Here is a 19,250-nt window from a genome sequence, read left to right on the forward strand (position 1 = left end):
CACTAAAATTGAACTCTTTTTAAAATCAAAAAAAAATCCATGTTTAAGTATTATTTTATCCTTCTAGTTCTGTGCTTCAATTGCGGACTTTTTGCTCAAAAACAATTAACAATTGAAGAAATATATGGGGGAACTTTTCGTGCTCAAGGAATGCCTGAGCTACAATCATTGAAAAAATCTAATCAATATACAGTTTTAAATTATGATGAAAACAGTAATAGTTCTCAGATTGATTTATATGACTTCGCAAATTTAAAGAAAGTAGCAACTTTATTTAATTCTGCTTCGTACAGCCGTTTGCCAATGATTGAAAGCTATAGTTTTGATAATTCTGAAAAACTTATTTTATTGGCAGGTAATAAGCAACCTATTTATAGGCATTCTTTTAAGGCTGATTACTTTGTTTATGATATTGCAAAAAAAGAATTGTCTAAGGTAACAGAATCTTCTATTCAAGAGGTGACATTTTCTCCTGATGGAAAGAAAATTGCTTTTGTTCAAGATAATAATCTTTTTATTTATGATTTATCAACCAAAGTTACTACACCGATTACAGTAGATGGTAAGAAAAATGAAATAATCAATGGTATCACTGATTGGGTGTATGAAGAAGAATTTGCCTTTGTTCGCGCTTTTGACTGGAGTACAGATAGTAAAAACATTGCTTACATCCGCTTTGATGAAAGAGAGGTTCCTGAATTTGCAATGAGCATTTTTGAAACCGGTCTGTACCCAACAATCGAAAAAATAAAATATCCCAAAGCAGGAGAGCGTAATGCAACAGTTTCTTTGCATTTGTATAATGTGTCTTCCAAAGTGACAAAGAAAGTAGATTTAGATGGATATAATGACTTTTACATCAGTCGAATAAAATGGACCAATGATGCTTCAAAAGTTTCTGTTGTGGTATTAAACCGTCATCAAAATAATCTGGATATTTTATTTGTTGACGCTAACACAGGAAAAACAAGTTTGATTTTAAACGAAAAGAATAAATCATATATCGATTTTGTAGATAAGGATAATTTGTATTTCTTATCAGATAATCAATTTTTATGGTCGAGTGAACTAGATGGACACAATCATATTTATTGGTATGATAAAACAGGAAAATTGATCCGGCAAGTAACTAAAGGCAATTGGGAGGTTACCGATTTTTATGGTCTTGACGAAAAGTCGAAAACTATTTATTATGAATCTGTAGAGAATGGTATTTCTAATCGTGATGTATACCGTGTTGGGTTAAATGGTAAAAATAAAGTGCGCCTTTCTAGTAAAACGGGTACTAACAAGGCTACGTTTAGTCCAAACTATGAATATTTTATTAATTCTTTTTCAAACGCGTCACAACCAAGAACATTTACTTTAAATGATTCCAAGTCTGGTAAGGAATTACAGATGATTGAAAGCAATGAAGATCTACTAGCAACCTTGAAGTCATATGATCTTCCTGTCAAGGAATTCTTGACAATCAAAACGGCACAAAATATTGAATTGAATGCTTGGATTATTAAACCAAACAACTTTGATGCAGCTAAGAAATATCCTGTACTGATGTATCAGTATTCGGGACCAGGATCGCAAGAAGTTAAAAATGACTGGAATAGTGCTAATGACTATTGGTTTAAAATGTTGGCGCAACAAGGTTATATCGTCGCTTGCGTTGATGGTAGAGGAACAGGCTTTAAGGGAGAAGAATTCAAAAAAGTTACTTACAAGCAATTAGGTAAATATGAGTTAGAAGATCAAATGGAAGCGGCAAAAGTTTTGGCTAGTTATTCATATGTAGATCAATCACGAATTGGAATCTTTGGTTGGTCGTTTGGAGGCTTTATGTCATCTAATTGTATTTTAAAAGGAGGTGATATATTTAAAATGGCAATTGCTGTGGCACCAGTTACCAACTGGCAATTTTACGATTCTGTCTACACAGAACGATATATGCAAACACCGCAAGAAAACCCTAGTGGGTATAGTGATAATTCCCCTATTAATTTTGCTGATCAATTGGAAGGGAAATTTTTATTGATACACGGTAGTGCTGATGATAATGTACATGTGCAAAATTCAATGTTGATGATGGAAGCCTTGATACAAGCCAACAAACAGTTTGATTCTCAAATTTACCCAGATAAAAATCATGGAATTTATGGCGGAAAAACCAGATTGCAATTGTACCATAAAATGACAAATTTTATTAAAGAACACCTTTAATATAATATTTAAGTTATTTTTACAGCACTAATTTAAAATATATAATATCAATTACAAGTTTATGAGTGTAAGCAATACAGAAGATCCGTTTTTTAAAAATCCTGTTCTAGGACATCCAGCAGGGCTATTTGTTTTATTTTTCACAGAAATGTGGGAGCGTTTTTCATATTATGGAATGAGAGCTTTATTGGTTTTGTTCTTAACAACATCCATTGCAGAAGGTGGGTGGAACTGGAGTGTACAAGATGCGATGGCATTGTACGGTACTTACACGATGGTTGTATATTTTACACCAATTTTAGGGGGGTATCTAGCAGATAACTATATTGGTTATCGATGGGCCGTTGTTATTGGTGCAGCTATTATGACTCTAGGGCATGCCTCAATGGCGATAGAGACACCACTGTTTCTCTACATTGGTATTGGTTGTTTGATGATTGGTAATGGTTTGTTTAAACCTAATATGACTTCAATCGTATCCAATGCTTATGCCAATCACCCTGAGAAGAAAGATGGTGCATACTCTTTATTTTATATGGGAGTTAACGCAGGAGCCTTTTTAGGTATTATGCTTTGCGGATATATAGGTGAAAAAGTTTCTTGGAGTTTAGGATTTGGTTTGGCAGGAATCTTTATGTTTTTTGGAATGTTACAGTTCTATTTTACACAAAATATTTTTGGTGATATTGGCTTACCTCCAACAGAAGCTAGTAAATTAGCAATAAAAGCAAAAGAAGCACAAGATAATATTGCTCCAAATATCATACGTGATCGTATTATCGCTGTAGTTATATTCTCTGTATTCTCTGTGTTTTTCTGGGCAGCTTTTGAACAAGCGGGTGGTTCGATGACTATTTTTGCCGATAAGTTTACGCAAAGAGAATTGTTTGGCAATTCGGCAATGATTTTTAAAATATCAGATACACTTTTAACACTTATTCCACTGGTTGTAATCACTTACGTTTTACTGAAGTTGTTTGCAAAAACCGTAAAAGATTACGCATTAGGTAACAGTATTCTTGCTTTAAGTTTTATCTTAATTTGGGGTATTGTAATCTGGAAGATTTACAGAGACTTTTCAATGACAGAAACAGAGGTTCCTGCATCATGGTTCGGAATTCTAAATTCATTATTCATTATTTGCTTTGCTCCTTTGTTTTCAAAATGGTGGGAGAGTAGCTACAATATCTCTGGACCAATGAAGTTTGGTTTAGGATTAGCCTTACTAGGTTTAGGCTTTGGTTTCTTAGCATACGGAAGTATGGGCATTACAGCAGATTCAGTTGTTCGTGTAAGTATGTTTTGGCTTGTAGCGGCTTACTTGTTTCATACTTTAGGTGAGCTATGTATATCTCCTGTAAGTTTATCATACATTAGTAAATTAGTTCCAGCGAGTTGGATTGGTATCATGTTTGGGGTTTACTACCTTTTCTTAGCAATGGGTAATAAACTGGCAGGTTCTATGGGTGGATTGATTGAAACGATTAGTAATGAATATAGTTTGTCTACTTTTTTCTTAATATTTACAATTGTTCCAGTAGGTTTAGGATTGATAATGATAGCGTTATCTCCTCTTATGAAAAAGTTAATGCATGGTGTTAAGTAATATTAAGGCATTATATTTGTTAGATCATTAAAAAAGAAACCCGAAATAAAATGAAGAAATTTTTACTGACATTACTCATCCTAGTTTCAATAAGTACGCAAGCGCAAGATTTAAAATGGCATACCAATATAAAAGATGCTATTACAGTAAGCAATAAAGAAAGTAAACCTTTAATGCTCTTTTTTACAGGTAGTGACTGGTGCGGCTGGTGCATACGCCTACAAAAAGAGGTTCTTCAAACACCGGAGTTTAAAAAGTGGGCAAAAAGTGTCGTTCTTGTAGAGTTAGATTATCCAAGAAGAACGCCTCAAATCCCAGAGATCAAAAAACAAAATGAAGAGCTACAGCAAGTATTTGGAATTCAAGGTTTCCCAACTATATTTTTTACAAATGTTGTAAAAGAAAAAGACGGTAAATTTAATTTCAAACCGTTAGGGAAGACTGGCTATGTTGCTGGTGGACCCCAAGCTTGGTTAGCAGAAGCTAATGGTATAGTAAATCAAAAGTAAATCATATTTATAATTTTAAAATCCCTTTATGGCGAAAGCTGTAAAGGGATTTTTTTTGCGCCAAAATCTACGATTTCATTTAAAATTGTGATGTGTTTTTCGAGAATTTATTTATTTAAATAGCAAATTGTAAGGTGTTTTTTAGTCCCCAAACATTTGGGCAGTCAATCAAAATGAAGTATATTTGTTTAACTTATTCTTATAATTGTTAAACAAAGTATTTTACTTAAAGTAGAAAAGTATAGATTATGATGCAAAAAAGTATATCATTAGACCAAATAGAGGCCATGGACAGTAGGGAAAGAGTGAATTTAATCAATGCAATTGTAGGATTTAAATGTGTCAATCTAATTGGTACTGTTGATACTTTGGGTAATGAGAACTTAGCTGTCTTTAGTTCTATTATTCATTTGGGGTCCAACCCTGCATTAATAGGTTTTATAACTAGACCAGATTCTGTAGAAAGACATACTTTAAGTAATTTGCTAGAAACCGGATCTTATACTATTAATCATATTAACAGTGCAATTTATAAACAGGCGCATCAAACAGCTGCACGATATGATAAATCTACTTCGGAATTTGATATTACTGGATTGCATGCATTATACAAAGACGGCTTTACTGCTCCGTTTGTGCAGGAAAGTAATATTCAAATGGCAATGAAATTTAAGCAGAAGATAGATATTGAGCTTAATGGTACAATACTGATTATCGGTGAAGTTCAAGCTATTTATTACCCAGAAGACTGCTTGTGTGTTGACGGTTTTATTGATATCGAAAAAGCTGATACAATTACTTGCAGTGGTTTGGACAGTTATCATTCTACAGTACGATTAGATCGTTTGAGTTATGCAGTGCCCGATAAAGCTGTTAGGTCGATTAATTTAAATTATGTTGAGTAAAGAAAAAGTAAATATTGTATGGTTTAAGCGCGATCTACGATTTGTAGATCACGAGCCTCTTTATGAAGCTCAAATGGCAGGATTACCCACTTTACTGCTTTACTTTTTTGAACCCTCGCTTATGGACTACCCGGATAGCGATTTACGACATTGGCGGTTTATATATGAGTCTGTTCTAGAAATGGAGACAAAACTACAAAGATATGAGACTCATCTATATTACTTTCATAATGAAACAAGCGTTGTTTATAAAGAATTGATTCAAAACTATGATATTCAAACTATTTATTCTCATCAAGAAATAGGGAATAAGCTGTCATTTGATCGTGATATTTCGATGCAGAAATTATTTACTGATAATAAAATTTTGTGGAGAGAATATCAAACTAATGGTGTAATTCGAAAATTAAAAAACAGGAACAATTGGCAGCATCGTTGGAGCACAAAGATGACCGACCCTGTTATTAATAATGAGCTTGATAAAATAGTTTTTACAAATCTAACAGAAAATCTCTACCTGAGTTTAAAAGGAAAAATTTTACCAACAGAGGTTACTAGTCGAAATGAAAATTTCCAACAAGGAGGCGAATATTGGGCATGGCGTTATCTGGATAGCTTTATAAAAACAAGGGCTGTAAACTACAGCAAGCACATATCAAAACCAAGTTTAAGTCGGAAGGGTTGTAGTAGATTATCACCCTATTTAGCCTATGGAAACATAAGCATGCGCATGGTCTATCAATATACAATGCAAAATTATGAAACTGCACTTAATAAAAGAGCAATTTCCAATTTTGTATCTCGTTTGTTTTGGCACTGTCATTTTATACAGAAGTTTGAAGATGAATCTAGTATGGAATTTGAGAACATTAACAAAGCCTATGATGCCATAAGCAAACCAAAAAATGAGCATTATATTAAAGCTTGGCAAGATGGTCAAACCGGAGTTCCTATCGTTGATGCCTGTATGCGTTGTGTGGCAGCAACAGGCTACATTAATTTTAGAATGCGTGCCATGGTAGTTTCATTTTTTGTTTTCAATTTATGGCAAGATTGGCGTGAATTACATTTTTTGGCAAGGCAATTTTTAGATTATGAGCCAGGAATACATTATCCGCAATTACAAATGCAAGCGGGAGTAACAGGCATAAATACAATTAGAATTTATAATCCGGTTAAAAATTCTGAAGACCACGATCCCGACGGTATTTTCATAAGACAATGGTTGCCTGAGTTGCAGAACGTTCCATTAAATTTTATACATGAACCATGGAAATTAAGTAGCATGGAGCAAGAGTTGTATGATTTTAAACTAGGGGAGCATTATCCATTTCCAATTGTAGATATTGAATCAACCCGGAAAGAAGCAAGTAATGTGGTTTGGAGTTTGAGAGAATCTGTATTGGCTAAGAAAGAAGGGAATCGTACTCTGAATAAGCACGTAAATAATAAGGATTCTCGAAAAAGTAAGATGAATTAAATAATAGTATTAATATGAAATAGCTATTCTGACTACAGGAATTATATTTTTTTTATTCGAAAATTGTAAGGATTTTGTTGAGTGCAATTATAGTTATATGGTCATTGCGTGAAGAAGACCCATACAATTCTAAATAAGAAATTATAAAGTCAAACTCGTGCTACAAATACTAGCAGATGAAAAATGTAAAGAAATCTGATTTGCCAACAAAAATGTGTACGGTCTGTAACAGGCCCTTTTCTTGGCGGAAAAAATGGGAGAAAAATTGGAATTCCGTAAAATACTGCAGCGAGCGTTGCAGAAATACAAAATAGATATGAAGACTCTTCGACTTATACTTGGTGATCAATTAAATAGTAACCATTCGTGGTTTGATAATGCAGAGTCAAATGTGTACTACATTATGATGGAAGTAGCAACGGAGACAAGTTATGCAACACATCATATTCAAAAAGTAGTTGGATTCTTTGCTTCCATGAGAAATTTTTCTGCTGATTTAAAAAAGAAGGGCTTTAATTTTGAATATATTAAACTCACAGATAAGACCAATCTACACTCTTTTGAGGCTAATATAAGTAGAATATTGGAACGCGATAAATTTGAATCTTTCGAATATCAATTGCCAGATGAGTATCGATTAGACCAGCTCTTAATAAACTTTTGTTTAACGCTCAAGATTCCATCAAAAGCAGTTGATTCTGAACATTTCTTCAGTCATAGAAATGAGTTAGGAGATTTTTTTGATGGGAAAAAAACATTTTTAATGGAAAGCTTTTATCATTATATGCGAAAGAAGCACCGAGTTCTGATGGTTGGTGATGCTCCAGTAAATGGGAAGTGGAATTTCGATAAAAGCAACCGAAAAAAATTGCCCAAAAGCACTAAGCCAGCACCACCATTAGAGTTCGAAAATGATACCACATCGATACTGAAAGAAATTCAAGATGCCGATTGTAAAACTATTGGGACTATCGATGCTAAAAGATTTCTTTGGCCTGTAAATAGGAGACAGTCATTAGAGTTGTTGAACCACTTTGTAGATGAATTTCTACCTCATTTTGGAGATTTTCAAGATGCTATGACGCCAAATGATTGGTCATTATACCATTCACGAGTTTCTTTTTCGTTAAATACAAAAATGCTATCGCCGCTTGAAGTCATCAACGCTGCTATTGCTAAATGGGAAGGAGATAAAAATTCGATATCTTATAATCAAGTAGAGGGCTTTGTAAGACAAATTATTGGTTGGCGTGAATACATGCGAGGGATTTATTGGTTGAAAATGCCCGATTATTCCAAACTTAATTATTTTGAAAACACGAACAAGCTGCCTGATTGGTTCTGGACGGGTAAAACAAAAATGAATTGTTTAAAATTTAGTATCAATCAGTCTTTAGATTTTGCCTACGCACATCACATTCAGCGGTTAATGGTGACAGGTAATTTTGCCTTATTAGCAGGAATTGATCCAGATGAAGTAGATGCTTGGTATTTAGGAATTTATATCGATGCAATTGAGTGGGTCGAAATTACCAACACTCGCGGAATGAGTCAATTTGCAGACGGTGGTATTGTAGGTACAAAGCCTTATGTCAGCTCCGCTTCTTATATTGATAAAATGAGTCATTACTGCGGATCTTGCTACTACGATAAGTCAAAGAAGACGGGTCCCAAAGCCTGTCCATTTAATAGTTTGTACTGGAATTTTTATGACAAGCATGAAGATAAATTGGGTAAGAATCCACGAATAGGTATGATGTATAATCTATGGAGAAAGATGAAACCAGACCATAAAGCGGAATTGCTAGAACAAGCACAGTATTATTTAGAACATTTAAACGATTTATGATGAAAAGTATAGTATGGTTTAAAACTGATTTACGAATACAAGACAATGAAACATTGATAAAGGCAGTCGCCAAAAGTGACTGTATCCTGCCTGTCTACTGTTTTGATGAAGCCCACTTTGCAACAACTTCATTTGGATTTAAAAAGACAGGAAGTTATAGGGCGAAATTTCTATTGGAGTCTTTAAAAGACCTTCAAAAAGAATTAAAAAAACTTGGAGGTGACCTACTAGTTGTAATAGGCAAGCCAGAAATAGAAATCCCAAAACTTGTTAGGCAGTATAAAATCTCAAAAGTTTTTGCTAAACGTGAAGTTGCATCAGAGGAAAAAACAACGGAAGATCTCGTGCAAAATGAATTGTTTAAATTAAAATGTGAATTTGAAACTATCAGTACTAGTACTTTATACCATGCAGAAGATTTGCCTTTTGGAATAAAAGACATTCCGGATATTTTTACGGTGTTTAGAAAAAAAATAGAAAAGGATGCCATCATTCGACCTGCATTTCAGGCTCCAACTAGTATTAAATCTCCAGAAATGCCAGCGTTCAAGTTACCCAATTTGTCTGATTTTGATTTAAAACCTGTCAAAATAGACAGTAGAGCAGCAGTGCTATTTAAAGGTGGTGAAAGTGAAGCCTTGAAACGATTAAATTATTATTTTTTTAAAGAAAAGCATATTGCTACCTATAAGGAAACGCGTAATGGAATGGTAGGCGATTCGTATTCTTCCAAATTTTCACCATGGTTGGCATTAGGCTGTATTTCTCCACGACTTATTTATTCTGAATTAAAAAAATATGAGGAGCAGTTCTCAGCCAATGATTCTACTTACTGGTTGATTTTTGAATTACTCTGGCGTGATTACTTCAGATTTGTAATGAAAAAGTACAACCACCAATTATTTTTAAAATCAGGAATAAAAAGCCAAGAGAAACCGACTACGCCTAGTAGTCCAAAAATTTTACAAAAGTGGATAAACGGTGAGACAGGAGTTGACTTTGTTGATGCCAATATGATAGAGCTTAAAGAAAGCGGTTATATGAGTAATCGAGGACGCCAAAATGTAGCCAGTTATTTGTGCAATGACTTAAAATTAGACTGGCGTTATGGTGCTGCCTACTTTGAGCAACAACTCATAGATTATGATGTATGTAGTAATTGGGGAAACTGGGCTTATCTTGCCGGAGTAGGAAATGATCCTCGTGGGAATCGGTATTTTAATATAGAAAAACAAGCCAAAGATTATGATAAAGATAATATATACCGCGATCTTTGGTTGAACAAAAAGAGTTAGATTAAAGTTTATAGTATCCCTTTTCGGCAGTAGCATGAAAAGGGATATTTTGCTTTTTACAACTTAACTTCCAGTTTTGCTGTATGTTTTTAAAATTGGTTCCATCTGCAATCACAATCTTAGGATGCAATATAGGTAATAGACGGTCTAAGTTTATTTTAGGAGACTGTGTTAATACTAGTATGTCTGGTCGGCAGTTTGCTGGATATATACCAAGACTATCGATAATTAAGATCTTATTTTTATTGAAATAAGCCACATTTAGCAAAGGTGATCTTCTATTAAGTGCAGAAAAATGAGATACTAAGTAGCCTTGCAAATTCAAATTTGAAGTTAGGTTCGTAATAGTGTCATTTGTATATGCAATCACCAAATCTCCCTTGCGTTCTGTAATTAAACTATTTTTCTGTTGGTTAAAAATTTGCCATTCTTGACCAACCTGGTTTTCATAAGTTGTTTTTATGTAAGAAAGTTGCAGCCCGATTATAGCGATAAAAATCCAAATGAGTTTGCTGAATTTAGGTTTCTTAAACCAAACGATAATGGTAATAATTAGAAGGTAGGAACTTAAAAGTAGATAGTTATTAAAAGGAATATCTTTAAGCACAAAATAGTGTAATGATGCGATTTCATTAATTACTGAATTCATACCATAAATGCTCCAGTCGAAAATCTTGATTAATAGCAATGGCGTGAAATTGAAAGCTGCTAGCAGCATCACAACAATACCCAAAATCATTATGATGCTTAAGAATGGTAAAATCAACAAATTAGTTACAAAAAACAATCCTGGAAACTGATGAAAATAAAATAAACTTAGGGGTAACGTACCAATTTGAGCAGCAACTGAGACCGTGAATATGTTCCAACAGAATTGTAAAACCTTGCTTTTTGGCTTCCATATGTTGGCTAACAGCGGTTGAATCCAAATGATTGAAAAAACTGCTAGATAACTTAACTGAAATCCAGCATCAAATAAAAAATAAGGTTGAAAAAATAGAATAAGTAATATGGAAACGATTATGGTGTGATAAATATAAGTACTGCGTCGCAAATAATAGCCTAATGCAATGAAAGAGAACATTACCACCGATCGAATAACAGATGGTGATAAACCCGCAATGATCGCAAACAAGAATAATAATGCAATGCTTAGAAGTAACTTAATTAAAGAGCCTTTTTTGGTATTTGGAATAGGGCTGAGAATAAAGTTTAGAAAAATCAATATAAATCCGATATGTAAGCCTGAAACTGATAAAATATGTATAGCACCTGCATATTGATAATCGTGTAAAACAGCTGAAGATAAATCTTGTTTCTGACCTAAGATCAAGGCCATGGCAACCGATAAAGATTGGGGATCAAAATGACTCTTTTCTAAGTTATGCAAGATAGTAGTAGTCAATTTTGAGCAATAGTAAAAAAGATCTTTTTCTATTAATGTACTCACTTTTAGTGATTCGTATTTTGAATAGAGCTGACCGTAAATCTGCTTATTCTCCAAATAACGAGAGTAGTCAAATAATGAAGGGTTGTAAGGAGGTTTATTTCTAATGATTTTACCTTTGACGAAAATATGATTGCCTACAATTAAAGAGCTGTTTGACTTGTCTTTTTGAAGGTTTAAAAGAACCTTACCAGAATTTTTATGACCGTTAATTTGAGCCAGAGATATAATATACCGATCATTTTTCTCAGTACTTTTTATTCTCTCCTTAATCGTGGCAGCAATATAGTTTTCACTATCAAAGTTAATGTCAAAATGAGAATAATGTTCTTTTTGATATGTCTCTGTATGAGCGTTGAGAGTAGTCATACCAATAGTAAAACTTATAAAACAGCTTGCTAAGCCAAAAAGTAAATTTCCCTTTCCTACTTTTATTTGTGTGTAATAACTAATAATGAAAAGTAAAAATGCGAATAATAAAAAAGAAAAACCTAAACTGTATTCTACCTTTATATTATACGCAAAAAGGATTCCGAGCAGGAAACCCAAAGTTATTTTTGTTAATGGAAAATGCAGTATCTTCATAATTCTAAAGTACTGATTTTCTTAATACAACATAAAAATTATTCTAGAATTCTATTTATTTGAGTAAAGGCTCTCTGGTAGTATGATTCTTTTGTGGATGATATAATAACTCCTCTAGAGGTAGAAGAGTGAATGAATTTTATTTCGTCATTATTAGCCTCCGTAATTATTCCAACATGATTAATTCGCGAGCTATTATTTGTCTTAAAAAAAATAAGATCACCTTTAGTTGCTTTATTAAAATTCTGACCTAATGCTTTACCAATTTTTGCTTGATCATATGAGGTTCTCGGGACTTGCACCTCAAACTCATTAAAGGTGCTGTAAACCAACCCAGAGCAATCAAATCCTGCGGCAGTCTTTCCTGCCATTTTGTATGGTGCTCCAATGTGCTTGCTGGCGCTATTCACAATTTTATCTGCCATTGAATAAGAATGGTTGTTTTTACTATTGGCCGAAGAGCCGGATTTACAAGATGTAAATAATAGAGCAAATAGCGTTAAGTATAGAATGTATTTCAATAGATGGATATTATGTTGTTTTTAAATCTTTTACAATTAGCTCAGCAGTTTTTTCACTTGCGCCCAAACCTCCTAGTTTCTGCTCCAGTAAATCGTATTTATCCAAAAGATTTTTTCGATGATTAGGTTCTAGGATCTTATCTAGTTCGCACTTAATATTTTTGGTATTGAACTCATCTTGTATTAATTCAGTCACCACCTCTTCATCCATAATTAAATTGACTAGAGAGATGTATTTTAGGGTGATAATACGTTTTGCAATTTGATAAGAAGCCCAGCTTCCTTTATAGCAAACCACTTCGGGCACTTTAAATAGTGCTGTCTCAAGCGTAGCCGTGCCTGATGTTACCAACGCTGCGGTCGCATTACGCAATAAGCTGTATGTTTTATTCGAAACAAACTCAATATTCTTCTTGGTGATAAATGGTTCGTAAAAGGAATAATCTTGACTTGGTGCACCTGCAATCACAAATTGATAGTCTGGGTAATTATCCACAATGCTTAACATTCCTGATAACATTTTGGTAATTTCCTGTTTTCTACTTCCGGGTAGCAATGCAATAATTGGCTTCTCGGATAATTTATTTTCTGTTCGAAAGTGCGTAGCCTCGTCATCTTTCTGATTATGAATAGCATCAATGAGTGGGTGACCTACAAATTCAACTGGGAAATGGTGTTTGTCTTCATAAAATGTTTTTTCGAATGGTAGAATGACATACATGTTATCAACATCGCGTTTAATAGCTTTAATACGGTTTTCTTTCCAAGCCCAAATTTGTGGAGATATATAATAATGAGTTTTAATTCCCAGTTCTTTTGCCCATTTTGCTATACGCATATTAAAGCCGGGATAATCAATAAAAATGATAACGTCTGGTTTGTAGCTTAGTATATCATCTTTACAGATTTTAATGTTGCCCAATATAGTTTTTAAATTAAAGATAACTTCTATAAATCCCATAAAGGCTAGTTCGCGGTAATGCTTGACTAATGTGCCTCCTACTTTAGCCATCAAGTCACCTCCCCAGAATCGAATATCAGCTTTAGAATCTTTATTCAATAAAGCTTTCATCAAATTGGAACCGTGTAAATCACCCGAAGCTTCTCCAGCTATAATATAGTATTTCATGAAATGTTGAATGTAAGAGGATTATAATTTACCAATTTCAAAATTACGCATTGCAATTACGAGAATCAAGTTTAAGTTTGGATTTATAGAAATATAGTCAAGAGTGTCATCAAAAGTACAGATGCAATAATACCTTTTGCTATCGAATCTTTGTTGTATTTGAATAAAATCGTAAAGGAGATCAAATTAAGTAAAGAGCCTAGAGTAATAACTTTACCAATTAATCCTTGTCTTTGCAAAGCTTCTACACCCGCTACAAAAGTCATTGTGGTATAAATAGATATAAAGAGATAGCAACCCAAAATTGTAGTTGCTAGCCCGATAATAATGCCTAGAATAAAATCCATTTTATTCATTCCAATTCCAAGTATTAAGTTGTTGAGTTGCATGATGTGCTGTTAAGTCAAATTGCACAGGAACTATAGAAATGTAGCCATTTGCCAATGCCCATTCATCTGTATCTTCTCCCTTGTCTTCATTTACAAAATCACCAGTCAACCAGTAATATTCTTTACCAAATGGGGAGGTTCTTTTGTCAAAGCGTTCTACCCACATTGCTTTCGCTTGACGACAGATTTTTATACCTTTAATTTCGTTTGTTTTAAGTTTAGGTAAATTGACATTTAAAACCACATCTTTCGGCAGTTTTTTATCCAAAACTTCAAGAGCAATTTTCTTTATAAAAGGCTTTGCTTCTTCAAAATTCGCATCCCAACTATAATCTAAAAGTGAAAATCCTATGGCAGGTATTCCTTCGATTCCAGCTTCGACGGCAGCACTCATTGTTCCTGAATAAATTACATTTATCGAGGAATTAGAGCCGTGATTTATTCCAGATACACAAAGATCTGGCTTGCGTTTCAAAATTTCATTCACCCCTAATTTCACACAGTCTACAGGTGTACCTGAGCAGCTATATTGCAAGATAGCATCACCGTCTTTAGAGATTTTGTCAATATATAAAGTATTGTTTATTGTAATAGCATGTCCCATAGCGCTTTGTGGTTTGTCGGGAGCTACAACTACAACTTGACCAATTTCGGACATCACTTCTATTAATGCTCGAATTCCAGGCGCTGTAACGCCATCATCATTAGTAATAAGGATTAAAGGTTTTTGATTGTCCATGATTTTTATGCAATTTTTAAAGTTATAAATGTCGTAAATACAAAGGAAGCAAAATTTATTTACATGGTTGTTTTTAAACGAGAAACAAAAAAAACATTTTCATATCTTTAACAAAAAATTATGCAAGCTTTACAGGTGATGGCGTGGTTTTTAAATTAACTTAGTTTAAAAATTTGAATGAATGCTATAATTAAATTTATGAAAAGACATTATAAAATACTTCTTACAATTGTTGTTCTTTCAATAACATTGTTTGCGTTTAATATTAAATCTAATAACGAATCAGATCCCGATAAAGATAAACTCCTTTTAGAATTGTTAACATTTGTAATTGAAAAAGGTCACTATAGCCCTGCAGCAATTGATGATACATTTTCGAAAGGCGTGTATAAGGATTACATTCAGGCATTAGATCCATCAAAAAGATTCTTTCTACAGTCAGATATAGATGAGTTTTCAAAATATGAAAATGAGCTTGATGATCAGATTTTGAATAAAGATTTGACTTTTTTCAATGTTACTTATGACAGACTAATTCAAAGAATGGAAGAGAGTAAAAAGATATATGAAAGTATATTAAAAACTCCATTTGACTTTACTACTGATGAAAGTTTCAATACTGATTATGAGAAAGCACCTTATGCTAAGAATAGTGCTGAGCTTAATGAGAAATGGCGCAAGCAAATTAAATTATCTGCTTTGTCATCACTTACTGATCGTTTAAAATTACAAGAGAATAAAGCCAAAGGAATTGTTGAAGAAGTTAAATCTGCAGAAGAATCTGGGGATGCTGAAGAAGAGGTTGTAGCGACTGTTCAAAAAAAGGATGTAAAAGATAATGAAGCTCCAAAATCATTTGTGGAATTGGAGAAAGAAACTCGTGAAACTGCTAAAAAATCTTTAGATGATTATTTTGGATTCATGGAAGATTTAAATAAAAATGATTGGTTTTCAGTATTCATTAATTCAATAACGGCTCGTTTTGATCCGCATACAAATTACTTTGCTCCAGAAGAGAAAGAACGTTTCGATGTGAGTATGAGTGGGAAATTGGAAGGAATTGGTGCTAGACTTCAAAAGAAAAATGACTTTACCGAAATATCTGAGCTAATTTCTGGAGGACCAGCTTGGAGAGGTAAAAAATTAGAAGCGGGAGATGTCGTGATGAAAGTCGCACAAGGAAGTGATGTACCTGTAGATGTTGTAGGTATGCGCCTTGACGATGTAGTCAAAAAAATCAAAGGACCAAAAGGAACAGAGGTAAGATTGACTGTTAAGAAAGTTGATGGTACAATCGCTGTTATTTCTATAATTAGAGATATTGTCGAAATTGAGGAAACATATGTGAAATCAAGTATCGTAAATAAAAATGGACTGAATTATGGCGTAATTTATTTACCAAAATTCTATATCGATTTTGAAGATAAAAATGGTAGAGATGCCGGAAAGGATATTGCCTTAGAAGTAGAACGTCTTAAAAAAGAAAACGTTGATGGTATTGTTTTAGATGTTCGTGATGATGGTGGTGGATCATTATCAACAGTAGTTGATATTGCAGGTTTATTCATTAGTGAAGGTCCGATTGTACAAATTAAATCAGCAGGTCGCAAGAAAGAAGTTCTTTTCGATAAAGACAAAAAGATCGAATGGGATGGGCCGCTAGTCATTATGGTAAATAGTTTTTCTGCGTCTGCATCTGAAATTTTGGCTGCAGCGATTCAAGATTACAAACGTGGAGTTATTATTGGTAGTAAGCAGACGTATGGTAAAGGAACGGTTCAAAATGTAATTGATTTAAATCAGTTTGTTCGCAATAATGCTGTTGGTGATTTGGGGGCTCTTAAAACGACCACTCAAAAGTTTTATAGAATCAATGGTGGCTCTACACAATTAGAGGGCGTAAGTAGTGATGTAGTGATGCCAGACAGATATGCTTATTTAAAAATGGGAGAACGCGATGTTGAAAACGCAATGCCATGGGACAAAATAGATGCAGCAACTTATACAGTATGGGATAAAAATGCTAATTTTAGCAAAGCTATCGCCAACAGTAAGAGTCGTATTGCGAGTAGCGAAAACTTTAAATTAATAGAGGAAAATGCAAAATGGATTGATAGCCGTAGTGCAGATTATAATTATAGTTTGAATCTTGATAAATTTAGATTAGCTCAAAAAGATATTGAAGAAAAGGCTAAGAAATATAAACCTATATCTAAATATAAAAATAACTTATCATTTAAGTCGTTGCCATATGAGGTTGAACAAACAACTAAGGATGCTGATTTAAAGGAAAAAAGAACAAGATGGCATGAAGCTCTGTCAAAAGACATTTATGTAGAAGAGGCATTAAATGTATTAGATGATTTGCAAACAAAATCTATGTCTAAGCAAGCTATAACAGCAAAAAAAGAAAAATTAGCTAAATCATAATTTCTATTGAATGAAACAAATTAAATTAAATTCATTCCCAAAAACGCCCCAAATAATCAATTTGATTCTTTGGGGCGTTTTGAGTTTAGGGACGATAGTGTCGTGTAAGTTAGATCATGAATCTTCTGATGGTAAAGTGATTGATAATGCGAAGTTGGGGAGGGGGAGCGCTATTAAAAAAAATAAAACAGAGCAACCAAAAGTTGCCGACTGGACTCATTACTTACCAACTTCAACAACCAATCAAGTGGTAGAGCACCAATTTTATACTTTATCTTACAATGAGGAAGTAGAACAAGCAGAATGGGTAGCTTATGAACTTAAAAGTGATTATATAATTAATAATGATTTTAAAAGACCGTACTTCATTGAAGATCCAAAAGTTAGTACACGTTCTGCTGACTGGAGAAATTATAAAAAATCGGGTTATGACAAAGGTCATCTTTGCCCTGCGGCAGACATGGAATTTAGCCTAGAGGCATATAATGATACATTTTACACCTCTAATATATCTCCTCAAAATCATGAGTTTAATGGAGGTATATGGAACAGATTGGAACAAAAAGTACGCTACTGGGCAAAAAAAGAAAATGGCGTTATAGTAATCACTGGGGGTGTTTTAAAGAATACATCAAAAACAATAGGCAATCAAAAAGTAGCTGTGCCTGATTATTTCTACAAAATAGTATTTGAGGATGAGGTAGGAAAACAGAAAATGATAGCGTTCTTAATGCCCAATGAAAAGAGTGACAAATCCCTTTATGAGTTCGTTGTATCTGTTGATAGGATTGAAAAACTTACTGGAATAGATTTTTTTCCTAATCTAGATGACAAGATTGAAAATAAATTAGAAATGAATACTGATTCTAAGTTATGGCTATCAAATTAAAATAGCCATAACTTTCTACCACTCATTTACTTTGTTGGCGTCCATTTTTAGGAATATAAAGAGCAAAATGGTAAATCCCCATAATCCAGAACCTCCGTAGGAAAAGAAAGGTAATGGTACTCCGATGGTAGGGAAAATACCAACGACCATCGAGATGTTGACGAAAAAGTGTGTGAATAATATCCCTGCCACGCAATAGCCGTAAACTCTACTGAATTTAGTCTTTTGCCTCTCGGCTAAATAGATGATTCTCAAAAGCAGGGCGGCAAATAAACCTATAACTACCAATGAACCAGCAAAACCCCATTCTTCACCTACTGTAGTGAAAATATAGTCAGTATGCTGTTCAGGTACGAAACCACCCTTAGTTTGTGTTCCTTCAAGAAAACCTTTTCCGATCCATCCTCCTGAACCAATAGCAATTTCTGATTGATTTGTATTATAGCCTATACCTTTTAAATCAACCGTTTTTCCTAGTAAAATATTAAAACGATCACGATGATGCTGTTTAAAGACATTTTCAAATACATAGCTAACAGAAAGTACGAATCCCGACATTAATGCAAAGAGTATACTGCTTAATACAATATTTCGATCTCCTAACCTTGATTTAAAATAATGTAAAACGAGCGCAACTAGGGCTAAGAGAATTACATATTGTGGTTCAATTACTAATGTAAGTACAAATAAAACTATCGCTGCTGCACCTGTAAGTACATACCAAGCTGGCAGTCCTTCTCTATATAATACAACAAAAAAGATGCTATAAATCAAGGCGCTCCCAGGATCTGGTTGAGGCAAGATTAGAAAAACGGGTAGAAATACTATTGCTAGCGCTTGAATTTGTCTGTTTACGTCCTTTAAATTGATTTGCGAGTCACTTAAATACTTTGCGAGTGCTAACGATGTGGCGGCTTTAGCAAACTCAGAAGGCTGAATAGTGAAACTCCCTATGGCATACCAACATCTCTGCCCTGCAATTGTCTTTCCAGCAACAAATAGGCCTGCAAGAGAGATAAGTGAGACAACAAAAATAATACTTGCATATTTCTCGTAGATTTTACCATCTATAGCAAGAATGATAAAAATTAAAGGAATTGTCAAAACAATAAAGATCAATTGCTTTTGATAGGTATTATCTGGTGATGAAAGCGATGATGAAAATATATTTAACCAGCCTAAAATCACTAATGCGCTATAGATAATTACGCAACTCCAATCGAGATTTTTCTTAATACTTTGATTTTTCATTGTAATGAATCT

16 protein-coding genes are annotated in these 19,250 nt (G+C 33.7%); 10 read left to right on the forward strand and 6 right to left on the reverse strand.

What is annotated here, in order from left to right; translation table 11 throughout:
• Nucleotides 1-39: 39 nt before the first annotated feature.
• The 8 genes from LXH21_RS16725 to LXH21_RS16760 all read left to right on the forward strand — a co-directional run bounded on the left by LXH21_RS16725 (nucleotide 40) and on the right by LXH21_RS16760 (nucleotide 9,858).
• Nucleotides 40-2,214 (forward strand): S9 family peptidase, encoded by a 2,175-nt coding sequence (locus tag LXH21_RS16725; RefSeq protein WP_239868628.1) that lies wholly within the window; start codon nucleotides 40-42, stop codon nucleotides 2,212-2,214.
• 61 nt (nucleotides 2,215-2,275) lie between these two features.
• Nucleotides 2,276-3,820, forward strand: coding sequence for a peptide MFS transporter (locus LXH21_RS16730; protein WP_239868631.1), 1,545 nt, complete (start codon nucleotides 2,276-2,278; stop codon nucleotides 3,818-3,820).
• Nucleotides 3,821-3,870: 50 nt separating this feature from the next.
• Nucleotides 3,871-4,329 carry a thioredoxin family protein gene (locus LXH21_RS16735; protein WP_239868634.1) on the forward strand — a complete coding sequence of 153 codons (459 nt, stop codon included), beginning with the start codon at nucleotides 3,871-3,873 and terminating at the stop codon, nucleotides 4,327-4,329.
• A gap of 248 nt (nucleotides 4,330-4,577) precedes the next feature.
• On the forward strand, nucleotides 4,578-5,234 hold the full coding sequence (locus LXH21_RS16740; RefSeq protein WP_239868636.1) for a flavin reductase family protein: 657 nt from the start codon (nucleotides 4,578-4,580) through the stop codon (nucleotides 5,232-5,234).
• Nucleotides 5,224-6,714: a cryptochrome/deoxyribodipyrimidine photo-lyase family protein gene (locus tag LXH21_RS16745; protein WP_239868639.1), complete on the forward strand. Its 1,491-nt coding sequence runs from the start codon at nucleotides 5,224-5,226 to the stop codon at nucleotides 6,712-6,714. Before LXH21_RS16740 ends, LXH21_RS16745 begins: the two co-directional genes overlap by 11 nt.
• A 176-nt stretch (nucleotides 6,715-6,890) precedes the next feature.
• Nucleotides 6,891-7,028: a DUF2256 domain-containing protein gene (locus tag LXH21_RS16750; protein ID WP_239868641.1), complete on the forward strand. Its 138-nt coding sequence runs from the start codon at nucleotides 6,891-6,893 to the stop codon at nucleotides 7,026-7,028.
• Nucleotides 7,029-7,030: 2 nt separating this feature from the next.
• Nucleotides 7,031-8,563, forward strand: a complete 1,533-nt coding sequence (locus tag LXH21_RS16755) for a cryptochrome/photolyase family protein (protein ID WP_239868643.1) — start codon at nucleotides 7,031-7,033, stop codon at nucleotides 8,561-8,563.
• A complete protein-coding gene (locus tag LXH21_RS16760; RefSeq protein WP_239868645.1) occupies nucleotides 8,563-9,858 on the forward strand; it encodes a DASH family cryptochrome in 1,296 nt (431 codons plus the stop codon). The genes LXH21_RS16755 and LXH21_RS16760 overlap by 1 nt, the downstream gene beginning before the upstream one ends.
• Nucleotide 9,859: 1 nt before the next feature.
• Here LXH21_RS16760 and LXH21_RS16765 read toward each other — a convergent pair whose 3' ends face one another.
• The 5 genes from LXH21_RS16765 to surE all read right to left on the reverse strand — a co-directional run bounded on the left by LXH21_RS16765 (nucleotide 9,860) and on the right by surE (nucleotide 14,668).
• The gene (locus LXH21_RS16765; protein WP_239868648.1) at nucleotides 9,860-11,890 is read right to left on the reverse strand and encodes a ComEC/Rec2 family competence protein; all 2,031 of its coding nucleotides are present in this window, start codon (nucleotides 11,888-11,890) and stop codon (nucleotides 9,860-9,862) included.
• A 38-nt stretch (nucleotides 11,891-11,928) separates the two neighbouring features.
• Nucleotides 11,929-12,411: a C40 family peptidase gene (locus LXH21_RS16770; RefSeq protein WP_239868650.1), complete on the reverse strand. Its 483-nt coding sequence runs from the start codon at nucleotides 12,409-12,411 to the stop codon at nucleotides 11,929-11,931.
• A gap of 10 nt (nucleotides 12,412-12,421) precedes the next feature.
• Nucleotides 12,422-13,540, reverse strand: coding sequence for a lipid-A-disaccharide synthase (gene lpxB, locus LXH21_RS16775; protein ID WP_239868653.1), 1,119 nt, complete (start codon nucleotides 13,538-13,540; stop codon nucleotides 12,422-12,424).
• An 83-nt stretch (nucleotides 13,541-13,623) separates the two neighbouring features.
• The gene (locus LXH21_RS16780) at nucleotides 13,624-13,929 is read right to left on the reverse strand and encodes a hypothetical protein (RefSeq protein ID WP_239868656.1); all 306 of its coding nucleotides are present in this window, start codon (nucleotides 13,927-13,929) and stop codon (nucleotides 13,624-13,626) included.
• On the reverse strand, nucleotides 13,889-14,668 hold the full coding sequence (gene surE, locus LXH21_RS16785) for a 5'/3'-nucleotidase SurE (RefSeq protein WP_239868659.1): 780 nt from the start codon (nucleotides 14,666-14,668) through the stop codon (nucleotides 13,889-13,891). The genes LXH21_RS16780 and surE overlap by 41 nt, the downstream gene beginning before the upstream one ends.
• Nucleotides 14,669-14,845: 177 nt before the next feature.
• Here surE and LXH21_RS16790 point away from each other — a divergent pair, with 177 nt between their 5' ends.
• Both LXH21_RS16790 and LXH21_RS16795 read left to right on the forward strand, forming a co-directional pair.
• Complete coding sequence (locus LXH21_RS16790; RefSeq protein ID WP_239868662.1) at nucleotides 14,846-17,098, forward strand: carboxy terminal-processing peptidase; 2,253 nt, start codon at nucleotides 14,846-14,848, stop codon at nucleotides 17,096-17,098.
• 10 nt (nucleotides 17,099-17,108) lie between these two features.
• Complete coding sequence (locus tag LXH21_RS16795) at nucleotides 17,109-17,987, forward strand: DNA/RNA non-specific endonuclease (RefSeq protein WP_239868665.1); 879 nt, start codon at nucleotides 17,109-17,111, stop codon at nucleotides 17,985-17,987.
• Nucleotides 17,988-18,002: 15 nt separating this feature from the next.
• Here the strand turns inward: LXH21_RS16795 and rodA are convergent, their stop codons facing one another.
• Entirely contained in the window at nucleotides 18,003-19,238 is a 1,236-nt protein-coding gene (gene rodA / locus LXH21_RS16800) for a rod shape-determining protein RodA (protein ID WP_239868668.1), read from the reverse strand.
• Between the last annotated feature and the right edge of the window lie 12 nt (nucleotides 19,239-19,250).

Origin of the sequence: Flavobacterium algicola (genome assembly GCF_022399565.1) — a bacterium.
Classification (GTDB): Bacteria; Bacteroidota; Bacteroidia; order Flavobacteriales; family Flavobacteriaceae; genus Flavobacterium; species Flavobacterium algicola.